The 11025-nt window shown below is 69.2% G+C and carries 11 protein-coding genes; 6 read left to right on the top strand and 5 right to left on the bottom strand.

The window, feature by feature from the left end; all coding sequences use genetic code 11:
- Positions 1–97: 97 nt before the first annotated feature.
- From dprA to ACZ6O0_RS26855, 4 genes are all read right to left on the bottom strand, one after another.
- Positions 98–1177: a DNA-processing protein DprA gene (gene dprA, locus ACZ6O0_RS26870; RefSeq protein ID WP_465767756.1), complete on the bottom strand. Its 1080-nt coding sequence runs from the start codon at positions 1175–1177 to the stop codon at positions 98–100.
- Positions 1178–1500: 323 nt separating this feature from the next.
- Positions 1501–3078, bottom strand: a complete 1578-nt coding sequence (locus tag ACZ6O0_RS26865) for a YifB family Mg chelatase-like AAA ATPase (protein ID WP_465767755.1) — start codon at positions 3076–3078, stop codon at positions 1501–1503.
- Positions 3078–3434, bottom strand: a complete 357-nt coding sequence (locus ACZ6O0_RS26860) for a YraN family protein (protein ID WP_465767754.1) — start codon at positions 3432–3434, stop codon at positions 3078–3080. The genes ACZ6O0_RS26865 and ACZ6O0_RS26860 overlap by 1 nt, the downstream gene beginning before the upstream one ends.
- Before the next feature lie 114 nt (positions 3435–3548).
- Positions 3549–5183: an APC family permease gene (locus ACZ6O0_RS26855; protein WP_465767753.1), complete on the bottom strand. Its 1635-nt coding sequence runs from the start codon at positions 5181–5183 to the stop codon at positions 3549–3551.
- 136 nt (positions 5184–5319) lie between these two features.
- Between ACZ6O0_RS26855 and ACZ6O0_RS26850 the strand changes: the two genes are divergently transcribed.
- The 3 genes from ACZ6O0_RS26850 to ACZ6O0_RS26840 all read left to right on the top strand — a co-directional run bounded on the left by ACZ6O0_RS26850 (position 5320) and on the right by ACZ6O0_RS26840 (position 7275).
- The gene (locus ACZ6O0_RS26850; protein WP_465767752.1) at positions 5320–6261 is read left to right on the top strand and encodes a tyrosine recombinase XerC; all 942 of its coding nucleotides are present in this window, start codon (positions 5320–5322) and stop codon (positions 6259–6261) included.
- Positions 6262–6324: 63 nt separating this feature from the next.
- Complete coding sequence (locus ACZ6O0_RS26845) at positions 6325–6804, top strand: RrF2 family transcriptional regulator (protein WP_465767751.1); 480 nt, start codon at positions 6325–6327, stop codon at positions 6802–6804.
- Between the two features lie 69 nt (positions 6805–6873).
- The gene (locus tag ACZ6O0_RS26840; protein WP_465767750.1) at positions 6874–7275 is read left to right on the top strand and encodes a VOC family protein; all 402 of its coding nucleotides are present in this window, start codon (positions 6874–6876) and stop codon (positions 7273–7275) included.
- Here ACZ6O0_RS26840 and ACZ6O0_RS26835 read toward each other — a convergent pair.
- Complete coding sequence (locus ACZ6O0_RS26835) at positions 7272–7952, bottom strand: murein hydrolase activator EnvC family protein (RefSeq protein WP_465767749.1); 681 nt, start codon at positions 7950–7952, stop codon at positions 7272–7274. The genes ACZ6O0_RS26840 and ACZ6O0_RS26835 overlap by 4 nt on opposite strands.
- A gap of 284 nt (positions 7953–8236) precedes the next feature.
- On the opposite strand from ACZ6O0_RS26835, the gene rpsB reads away from it, so the two are divergent.
- The 3 genes from rpsB (at position 8237) to pyrH (ending at position 10913) form a co-directional block, all read left to right on the top strand.
- Complete coding sequence (gene rpsB, locus ACZ6O0_RS26830) at positions 8237–9196, top strand: 30S ribosomal protein S2 (RefSeq protein WP_465767748.1); 960 nt, start codon at positions 8237–8239, stop codon at positions 9194–9196.
- 84 nt (positions 9197–9280) lie between these two features.
- Positions 9281–10099, top strand: a complete 819-nt coding sequence (gene tsf, locus ACZ6O0_RS26825; RefSeq protein ID WP_465767747.1) for a translation elongation factor Ts — start codon at positions 9281–9283, stop codon at positions 10097–10099.
- 52 nt (positions 10100–10151) lie between these two features.
- Positions 10152–10913 carry a UMP kinase gene (gene pyrH, locus ACZ6O0_RS26820; protein ID WP_465767746.1) on the top strand — a complete coding sequence of 254 codons (762 nt, stop codon included), beginning with the start codon at positions 10152–10154 and terminating at the stop codon, positions 10911–10913.
- Positions 10914–11025: the final 112 nt, after the last annotated feature.

Genomic DNA, 11025 nt, shown 5'->3' with positions numbered 1-11025 from the left:
CCGGGTCGGCTCTGCGCGGGTTGGTGGCGGTTGGTTCTGGATGGGCCTCAGAGGCTGTTGCGTGCCTGCGTGCCAGAGGTACGGCGGGTGCTTGAGGCTAGGGGGTTGAGGATGGGGGGAGGCGCCAGCCGGAGTCGGTGGGGTGGATGAGGTCTAGGTCTGCGAGGGTTTCGAGGCAGGCTTGGGTGGTGGGGAGGTCCAGGCCCGCGGTGGTGGCGATTCGGGTGGCGGGGGCGGGGTGGATGACGGGGACGGCGTCCAGGGTGCGGCGGAGGTCGTGGTCGAGGTCGTCGGTGATGGTTCTGGGGGCTTGCGGGTACGACGTGAGGCGGGTGCCCAGCGGGGAGATCGCTTCGATGATGTCGGCAACGTTGGTGACGAGTACGGCGTCTCGTTCACGGACCAGCAGGTGACTGCCTTCGGACATGCGTGAGGTGACCGGGCCTGGTACGGCGAGGACGGCGCGACCGCATTGCTCGGCCCAGCCGGCGCTGTTGAGGGCACCGCTGCGTACGGCGGCTTCGATCACGACTGTGCCGAGTGTGCCGGCCGCGATGAGTCGGTTGCGGGCCAGGAACCGGAGCCTGGTCGGTGAACATCCCGGTGGCAGTTCGCTCACCACCAACCCGTCCTCGACGATCCGGCTGAACAGCGCGGAGTTCCGCTTCGGATAGCTGACGTCGACCCCGCACGCCAGCACCGCAATGGTCGGCCCTCCGGCCGCGAGAGCGCCTCGGTGGGCCGCCGCGTCGATCCCGAAGGCGCCGCCGGACACGACGGTGACGCCGTTCTCCGTGAGTCCCGCGGACAGCTCCGCCGCGACATGTTCGCCGTACGACGAACACGCACGAGCGCCGACCATCGCGACGGACCGGGCGAGCGCCCGCCCGAGATGTGCCGGCCCCCGGACCCACAGGCCGAACGGCACACCGGCTCGGCGACTCAGCTGGCCGGCGTCCGCGAGGATCTCCACCTGCTCCGGCCACTCGTCGTCCCCGGGAATCACAAACCGTGCCCCGGCCGCGGCCGCACGCTCCAAGTCCCGCTCGGGGTCAGCCTCCGCCAGCCGAGTAGACCACCGCTCCGTCCCAAGAGCCCGCTGCCGCAGCAACTCCCAGATCTCCAGCACTCCCAACCCGTCGAACGCCTTCAACGCAGCCAGATCCCCAGGCTCCACCACCCGAGACAACCCCACCCGAGCCAACCTCTCCCCGTCATCCCCGCCACCCACCGCCCCCAGCCACATGCCACCCGATCCGCCTTCCCCACCCACCTCCTCCACCTCAACCTCCACGTCCCCAGCGCCGCTCTCCCCGCCCAACCAAGCGCTCTGCTCCAGCACACCTTCTGCAAGAGCTGGGGTTTCACGGACGCCTCGTGTGTTGGCTGCGGAAGTCTTGTCGGGTGGTGGAGGAGTGGTGGGGGTGAGGGCTGCGGTGGTTGTGGGGCGGGGGCGTGGGGTGGTTGCGAGGTGGTCGGGGGTGGTGGTGCAGGTGGGGGTCATTTTGGGGTTCCTTTGAGGGGGCGGGTGTCGGTTCGGGGTGTCAGGGGTTCGCCGGTGCGGAGTTGGAAGGCTTGGTGGGTTAGGTCGACGGTGGGTTGGGGGATGCCTTCGAGGTCCGCCAGGGTCCAGGCGAGGCGGACTACGCGGTCAAAGCCGCGGGCGGTGATGCGGCCGGCGGAGTAGAGGTCTTCGAGGAGTTTGTGGCTCGGGGTGTCGAGGGGATAGTCGCGGCGTAGGACCGGGCCGGGGACTTCGCTGTTGAGGATCCAGGAGGTGTCGCGGTAGCGGTGTGCCTGGCGGTCGCGGGCCGCCCCCACCCGAGCGGCGACGACCGCGGTGGACTCCGGCTTCTCGTCGTCGCTGATGCCGCGGGCGGCGGGCAGGATCTGGCGTTGGATGTCGAGGCGGTCCTTGATCGGGCCGCTGATGCGTTGCCGGTAGCGTGCGAGCACCTGAGGAGTGCAGTTGCAGATCCCTTGGTTCGTCCCGGAGAGGCCGCAGGGACAGGGATTGGCCGCGAGGACGAGCATGAAGCGGGCGGGGAACTTGGCCACCGCGGCCGATCGGTGCACCTCGATGTAGCCCGACTCGAGTGGCTGGCGGAGCGTGTCGAGGGTGAGTGGGTGCATCTCGGGGGCCTCGTCGATGAAGAGGATCCCGCGGTGCGCGCAGCTGATGGCTCCGGGACGCGGCATCCCCGAGCCGCCGCCGACCAGGCTCGACAGCGACGCCGTGTGGTGCGGCGCGATGAACGGCGGACGGACGACGAGCTCGGCCTCGCCGGTCAGCAGCCCGGCCAGCGAATGCACCGCCGACACTTCCAGAGAGTCGTCTGTGCTCAGGTCGGGCATCAGTCCGGCGAGCCGCTCCGCCAGCATCGTCTTGCCGGATCCCGGTGGCCCGTGCAGGAACAGATGATGCCCGCCGGCGGCCGCGGCCTCGATCGCTCGCCGTCCCTCGCGCTGGCCGATGACGTCGTCGAGATCGACCTCGGGAACCCGGGTCAGCGACTCGGACAACAGTCGCGGCTCGGCGCGTGGCGGGGCCTCGTCCGGGATCTCGATCCCGCGCAACAGCGCGAGGACCTGCCGCAGCGACCGCACGCCGTACACCTCGATGCCGGGGACCAGGCGGGCCTCGCCCGAGTTGAGCTCGGGGACGACGATGCGGTCGAAGTTCGCGCGGGCGGCGGCCAGCGTCATCGCCAGGGCGCCACGGACCTCACGGATCCGGCCGTCGAGCCCCAGCTCGCCGATGATCGCCGTCTGCCGGAGCACGCCGGGCTCGATCACACCAGCTGCCGTGAGCAAGGCGAGCGCGATCGCGACGTCGTAGTGAGAACCGGTCTTGGGCAAGGTCGCCGGCGAGAGTCCGATGGTGACCTTGCGGTCCGGGAATCGCTCGCCGCTGTTCACGACCGCGGCACGGACTCGATCACGAGCCTCGGACAGTGACGCGTCCGGGAGGCCAATCAGAGTCGTCTTCGGCAGGCCCTGCGCGATGTCTGCTTCGACCTCGACCAGATGCCCTTCCAGGCCGACCAGCGCCACCGACCACGTCTGTGCGAGCGCCATCAGGCCGCACCACGCACGTGGTCGACGGTCGGCGGCGTGTTCTGGTCGAAGAGGACCGAGATGATGTCGATCCGGATCGCCGCGGGTCTGAGCTGGTGGGCCTGCAGCCAGCGGCCGGCCAGCTTCCGGAGCGTGGTGAGCTTCCGGTAGGTGATCGACTCCAAGGGGCTGCCGTAGTTCAGCCCGCGGCGGGTCTTCACCTCACAGATGACGAGCGTGTCGCCTTCCCGCGCGACGATGTCGATCTCGCCCAGCTCGCAGCGCCAGTTGCGCTCGAGCACGGCGAAACCGTGCGCGGTGAGATACCTCGCGGCGAGATCTTCGCCGTACCGCCCGACTACGTTCCTGGTCCGCATCGATGACCACCTCCGACACAGAACATGCCGGGATCAGGCCACGATTTCGGACCTCACTTTTCGCCTGTGGACAACGATCCGGAGATGGATGCCCTAGGCAGTCAAGTACGAGGGTCAGTTCCGCATGTGCTTGCCGCGCGTCGGCTTCTGCTGTTGCTGGGGCGGCGTGCGGACCGCGCGCAGTTCGTTCGGCCGGGTGTCCTGGTCGTGCCGGATCGCCTGCAGGCCGCCGGTCCCCGGGTCCGTGTCGCCGATGTCGAAGTCCCAGCTGTCCTCGTTCGCGAGGCGGCTGTGCCAGCGCCCGTACAGGCCGTAGATCGCCAGGCCGATCGCCATCCAGATGCCGAACTTGGTCCAGGTGCTCGTTTTGAGGTTGAGCATCAGCCACAGCGTCGCGGCCAGCGACAGCAGTGGGATCAGCGGCACCATCGGCACCCGGAAACCGCGCTCCAGGTTCGGCTCGGAGCGGCGCAGGGTGAGCACGCCGACCGCACAGAACGCGAAACAGAACAGGGCGCCGATGACCAGCAACTCCTCCAGGTCGAGCACCTTCGGATAGAGCGTCAGCAGCAGGGCGGCGAAGCCGGCGGCAGCCGCGGCGCGGGCGGGGGAGGAGTACACCCGGCTGACTCGGCCGAGGCTCTTCGGCAGCAGGCCGTCACGGCCCATGTTGAACAGCACGCGACTCTGCGCGATGAGGACCACCATGATCACGGTCATCAACGCCAGTAGAGCGCCTAGATTGACCACTTTCGCGGCCCAGCCGACGCCGACTGCCGCTAGCGCTTCGGAGACCGGCGCGCTGCCGCCCAGCTTGCCGTACGGGCGCATGCCGACCAGGACGACGGCCATCGCGATGTAGAGGATCGTGACGGCGCCGACACCGAGCAGCATGCCCTGCGGAACCGTCTTGCGCGGGCTGCGCGCGTCCTCGGACGCGGTCGCGATCAGGTCGAAGCCGATGTAGGCGAACACGATCGAGCTGGCCGCGGTGAAGATGCCCATCACGCCGAACGAGCCGAACGACGAGTCCAGGATCCAGCCGAGCAAGGTCGGGCTGGCGGTCGCGGGCGCGGCCCGGGCCATCGGCACGAACGGGTGGTAGTTGTCCGCGCTGACGTGCGCGGCGCCGACGATCACGACCAGCAGGATCACGGCGACCTTCGCGATCACCACGACCGTCAGCACCCGGGACGACAGCTTGGTCCCGGTCACGATCATGGCGGTCAGGATCAGCAACAGCAGTGGAGCGACGAGGTTGATCTCGGCTGCGGGGCCGAAGTACTTCGCCACGCCGTCGGGCAGCGTCACGCCGAACCCGTCCAAGGTGGCCAGGAAGTACGCCGACCAGACGCGGGCGACGATGGCGGCCGCGGTGACGAGCTCGAGCACGAGCGCCCAGCCGACCAGCCAGGCCCACATCTCGCCGAAGGTCACATAGCTGAACGTGTACGCGCTACCGGAGACCGGAATCGTGGACGACAACTCGGCGTAACAGGCCGCGGCCAGCACACAGACGATCGCGGCGATCACGAACGACACGATGACGGCCGGTCCGGCGACGTTGGCCGCCTGGACGCCGCTGATGCTGAAGATGCCGGACCCGATCATCACGCCCAGGCCAAGTACAACCAGGTCGCGACGACCGAACAAGCGCGGCAGACGGTGCCGCGCGTCCTCGACTCGAGTGAACGCCGACTCGACCGGCAATCGCCGGCCTACGGTCTGTCCGTTCGCTGAGGGGGCCATGGTCAGGGGTGCCTCCGTTGCTACTAGGGCAATCGGGCCGAACAGTAGTCGACCGTCGGGCTATCGACCAGACCTCCTCTCTTCGACCCCCGCGCGGTGGCTTGCGATGCGAGGTCTGCTCGCGCATCGTCAAGGCATGACGCCGGACGATGTCAGTGGGAACCGCTCCTGGCCGGAGGGTTTCGCTACGTTACTGGCTGACTACGAACGGCATCTGACGGCGGAAAGAGACCTCAGCACTCACTCGGTCAGAGCCTACCGTGGAGATGTCGCGGATTTACTCGAACATTTGATTCGGCTTGGTCACGATGATCTCGAAGATCTCGACATCCGCGGGCTGCGATCCTGGCTGGCCAAGCAGCAGAGTCTCGGGAAGTCCCGGAGCACGATGTCGCGCCGGGCGACGGCCGCGCGGGTCTTCACCGCGTGGGCCCAGCGCACCGGCCGGATCAGCACGGATCCGGGCGCGCTGCTGGCCAGTCCGCGGCCGCACAAGACCCTGCCCGGCGTCCTGGGGCAGGCCGACACACGAGCCGTGCTGGATGCGGCCGCCGTCGCCGCGGACGACGGCAGCCCGGTCGGGCTCCGCGATCTCGCGATCATGGAGCTTCTCTACGCGACCGGTATCCGCGTCGGCGAGCTCTGCGCCCTCGACATCGACGACATCGACACCTCGCGCCGCGTCGTCCGGGTCTTCGGCAAGGGACGCAAGGAACGCTCGGTCCCGTACGGCGTTCCGGCCGCCGAGGCCATCCGCCGGTGGCTGGCCGAGGCCCGCCCGCAGCTGGTCCGGCAGGGCAGCGGTCCGGCGGTCTTCCTGGGTGCTCGTGGCGGCCGCATCGATCAGCGAGCGGTACGACGCCTCGTCCACGAACGGATCGCGGTAGTCGACGCGCCGGATCTGTCGCCGCACGGCCTCCGGCACACGGCTGCTACCCATCTGCTCGAAGGCGGAGCCGACCTCCGGAGTGTCCAGGAACTGCTCGGGCACGCATCGCTGGCGACGACGCAGATCTACACCCACATCTCGACCGACCGGCTCCGCCGGGCCTACGAACAGGCGCATCCTCGGGCCTGATCCCGGGCCGCGATCGAGTGTGGATGCGGCGCGGTGGTAGGGCGATGGGGCAGACTGCGGAGCATGCGGGTTTCGGCGAAGTCTGACTATGCGTTGCGAGCTCTGATCGAGATCACCCAGCGGTGGGTGGCGAGCGACCCGTCGGTGGTGTCGGCCGAGGAACTCAGCCGCGCGCAGGGGATTCCGCACGGCTTCCTGCAGGGGATCCTCGCCGACCTCCGTCGGGCCGGTGTGCTGGTGAGTCAGCGCGGGCAGTCGGGCGGGTGGCGACTGGCCGTGGACCCGAACGAGATCACGGTCGCCGACGTGATGCGCGCCGTGGACGGACCGATCGTGAGTATCTCCGGCGTCCGGCCCGAGAGCGTCGCGTACAACGAGCGGGCCGTCGTCCTGCAGCGCGTCTGGATCGCCGCCCGCGCCAGCCTGCGCGACGTGCTCGAGCACACCACGCTCGTCGACCTCGCCAAGAACAAGCTCCCGGCCGGCGTCGAGCGCCGCTCCCGCGACGAGGACGCCTGGCAGGCGCGCGTCCCCGGCAGCTGAGTCTCGCGCTCGGCTGCGACCGTTGCTACAGTGGCGACTTATATAAGTCGTGACTAAAGGAGGATGTCGATGGCCGGTCAGAAGATCACTACGTTCCTGATGTTCGAGGGCGGAGCCGAGGAGGCGATGAACTTCTACCTGTCGCTCTTCGACGACGCCGAGGTCCTCGCGATCACTCGGTACGGCGCGGAAGGGCCGGGTGCCGAGGGATCGGTCATGCATGCCACCTTCGCGGTGGCGGGCCAGCAGTTCATGTGCAGCGACAGCTATGTGCACCATCAGTTCTCCTTCACGCCGTCGGTGTCGCTGTTCGTCGACTGTGCGGACGAGGCCGAGCTCGAGCGGCTGTACGCCGCGCTGTCCGAGAAGGGTGCGACGCTGATGCCGCTCGGGGAGTACGGGTTCAGCCGGAAGTTCGGGTGGGTCAATGACCGGTACGGGGTGTCGTGGCAGCTCAATCTGGCTGCCTAGTGGCGCCTGATCATCAGTCCGGCGGTCAGCATCAGGGCTGCGGTGGCGCCGACAATGGCCGTGGCTGTTCGCTGCCCGGCCGGTGAGCCGGCGGACGAGCTGGCCCGTGATGGCGCGCTAACGCGCACGGCTTGCGGCGACGGTTGAGGCGGTGGTTCTGCCCGGGGTGGCGAGTCGGTGCTGAGTGGGAGCAGGCGGACCGGGCGGTTGGGAACCAGGCTGAGCGGGTTGAGGTACTGCCGGCCCTGGATCAGACCCCAGTGGAGGCATGTCGCGGGTCGGCAGTGAGAGCCGGCGGCGGAGAGGCGGCCGATGACTGATCCCGCCGTCACCGCGGTGCCGACCGTGACGGCCGGCACCACCGGCTCATACGTCGTACGCCTGGGGCCGGTGGCGACCGTGATCACGCCGCGGCCCGCGAGGGGACCGGCGTACGTGATCGTGCCGGCGGTGGCCGCGAGGACGGGCTGGCCGGGGGAGCCGGCCAGGTCGACGCCGCGGTGGCCGGGGAGCCACGGTTTGGCCGGGAGCTCGAAGCCGCGGACGACCTGCGGCCGCGGCTGGAGCGGCCAGACCGCCGCCGGCCGCACGGGTGGCGGCGCCGCGGGTGGCGGGGCTGGGGTGGTGGGTGGCGAGGGGCTGAGGGCCAGGGAGGCGGCCAGGAGGATGAGGTTCATACCCTGGAAGATGCCGTCGTGACGGGGTGGTCGCGGACGGTGAGTTCGAGGCTGTGGACAACCGGTGGCCGGTTCGCGTTCGGCGGGGGTGGTCCCGTACACTTCCGGTGGCGTCCCATGTGAGTGGGACGACTACGCATGCCCGCACAACAGCGCGTTTCCTTCGGTCCCGGGACCTCTCGGGTGGTTGCGCACGACGGGCATCAGGTGCGGCGGACCACCCGGTCCGCGGCGAGACAACCGAGAAGTGACCCGGCTGACCGGGTCCGTAGGAGGAACACCTCATGGCCGTCGTGACCATGAAGCAGCTGCTCGAGAGCGGCGTGCACTTCGGGCACCAGACCCGGCGCTGGAACCCGAAGATGAAGCGCTACATCCTGACCGAGCGCAACGGCATCTACATCATCGACCTGCAGCAGTCGCTGTCCTACATCGACCGCGCCTACGAGTTCGTGCGCAGCACGGTCGCGTCGGGCGGGGCGATCCTGTTCGTCGGTACCAAGAAGCAGGCCCAGGAAGCGATCGCCGAGCAGGCGACCCGGGTCGGCATGCCGTACGTGAACCAGCGCTGGCTGGGTGGCATGCTCACCAACTTCCAGACCGTGAACAAGCGGCTCCAGCGGCTCAAGGAGCTCGAGCTCATCGACTTCGACGACGTGGCCGCCTCCGGCGTCACCAAGAAGGAGCTGCTGCAGAAGCGGCGCGAGCACGACAAGCTGCTGAAGACCCTCGGCGGTATCCGCGACATGGCCCGGGTTCCGGCCGCCGTGTGGATCGTGGACACCAAGAAGGAGCACCTCGCGGTCGACGAGGCGCGTAAGCTGAAGCTGCCGATCATCGGCATCCTGGACACCAACTGCGACCCGGACGAGGTCGACTTCCCGATCCCGGGCAACGACGACGCGATCCGTTCGGTCGGCCTGCTGACCCGCGTGGTCGCCGACGCCGTCGCCGACGGCCTGATGGCCCGCTCGGGCCAGGGCGCCGCCGCGGCCGGTGAGGAGCTGGGTGCCGAGGAGCCGCTGGCTGCCTGGGAGCGGGAGCTGCTGGAGAGCCAGAACGGCACCACAGAGGCCAAGCCGGCCGCCGACGCCGCGCCGGAGGCTGCCGCCGCCGAGGCCGCGCCGGTCGCGACCGAGGCCGCGGTGGCCGAGGCCGCGCCGGAGGCTGCCGCCGAGGCGAAGGTCGAGGAGAAGGCCGAGGAGACCCCGGCCGCCGAGGCCCCGAAGGCCGACGAGGCCTGACAGCCCTGAGTCGCCGCCCGGTCCTGACCGGGCGGCACTCGAGCCCGCCCATCCAGCCGCATCGACAAGACGAGAGAACGAGGAATGGCGAACTACACCGCCGCTGACGTGAAGAAGCTCCGCGACACCACCGGCGCGGGCATGATGGACGCGAAGAAGGCGCTCGAGGCGACCGACGGCGACTTCGAGAAGGCGATCGAGGAGCTGCGCATCAAGGGCGCGGCCAAGGCCCAGAAGCGTGGCGCCGAGCGGTCCGCCACCAACGGCCTGGTGGCCGCGGCGGAGAACGCGCTGGTCCAGCTGAACTGCGAGACCGACTTCGTCGCCAAGAACGAGCAGTTCCAGCAGCTCGCCGCCGACATCGTCGCGCACGCCGCCGCCAGCAAGGTCGGCGACGTCGAGGGCCTGCTGAGCGAGAAGCTGGCCGACGGCAAGAGCGTCGCCGAGAACATCGAGGCCCTGGCCGCGGTGATCGGCGAGAAGCTCGAGCTGGGCAAGGTCGCCGTGTTCGACGGCCAGGTGACGGCGTACATGCACAAGCGCGCCGCGGACCTGCCGGCCCAGGTCGGCGTGCTGGTCGAGTTCGAGGGCGACAACGTCGAGGCCGCCCGTGGCGCTGCCATGCAGGCCGCCGCGATGCGCCCGCTCTACACCGCCCGCGACGAGGTCCCGGCCGAGACGGTCGAGAACGAGAAGCGGATCGCCGAGGCGACCGCCCGCGAGGAGGGCAAGCCCGAGCAGGCGCTGCCGAAGATCGTCGAGGGCCGGGTGAACGGCTTCTTCAAGGAGGTCGTGCTGCTCGAGCAGCCGTCGGTCACCGAGAACAAGAAGACCGTGAAGGCCGTGCTCGACGAGGCCGGTGTGACCGTCAAGCGGTTCGCCCGCTTCGAGGTCGGCGCCTGATCGCAGGACGCGAGCACCGACAGCAAGCATCATCGACGAGGAGGCCGGAATCGTGACGGAAGCCCTGGGTACCGAGACGAGTCCGGCCTCTTCGCCGTTCGCCCCGGCCTATCACCGGGTGCTGCTCAAGCTGTCGGGTGAGGTGTTCGGCGGCGGCAAGCTCGGCGTCGACCCCGACGTGGTGAACTCGATCGCCAAGCAGATCGCCGAGGTGGCCCGGGCCGGTGTCCAGGTCGCCGTGGTGGTCGGCGGCGGTAACTTCTTCCGCGGCGCCGAGTTGCAGCAGCGCGGAATGGAGCGCAACCGGGCCGACTACATGGGCATGCTCGGCACGGTGATGAACTGCCTGGCCCTGCAGGACTTCCTGGAGAAGCTCGGGATCGAGACCCGGGTCCAGACCGCGATCACGATGGGCCAGGTCGCCGAGCCGTACATCCCGCGCAAGGCCGAGCGGCACCTGGAGAAGGGCCGCGTGGTCATCTTCGGCGCCGGTTCCGGCATGCCGTACTTCTCCACCGACACGGTCGCCGCCCAGCGCGCGCTGGAGATCGGTGCCGAGGCCCTGCTGATGGGCAAGCAGGGTGTGGACGGGGTCTACGACTCCGACCCGAAGAAGAACCCGGACGCGGTGAAGTTCGACCAGCTGTCGTACGACGACTTCCTCGCCCGCGGCCTGCGGGTGGCCGACGCGACCGCGATCAGCCTGGCCCGCGACAACGCGCTGCCGATCGTGATCTTCGGCCTCGAGGAGGGCAATATCGCCCGGGTCGTGCACGGCGAGAAGATCGGCACAGTCGTTTCCCCCGGTCAGTAACCCCTGGTACGGCGTACGCGCCCGTACGACTAGGATCGTTCGACACAGGTTGATGTCCGTTATCTGGTAAACCTGCGTCCGTAGGGTTGGAGTGGCCGCGCCGAGGCGGCCC

The sequence above is a fragment of the Kribbella sp. NPDC048837 genome, from assembly GCF_055586945.1.
This window is presented reverse-complemented; position numbering and strand designations above follow the sequence as displayed.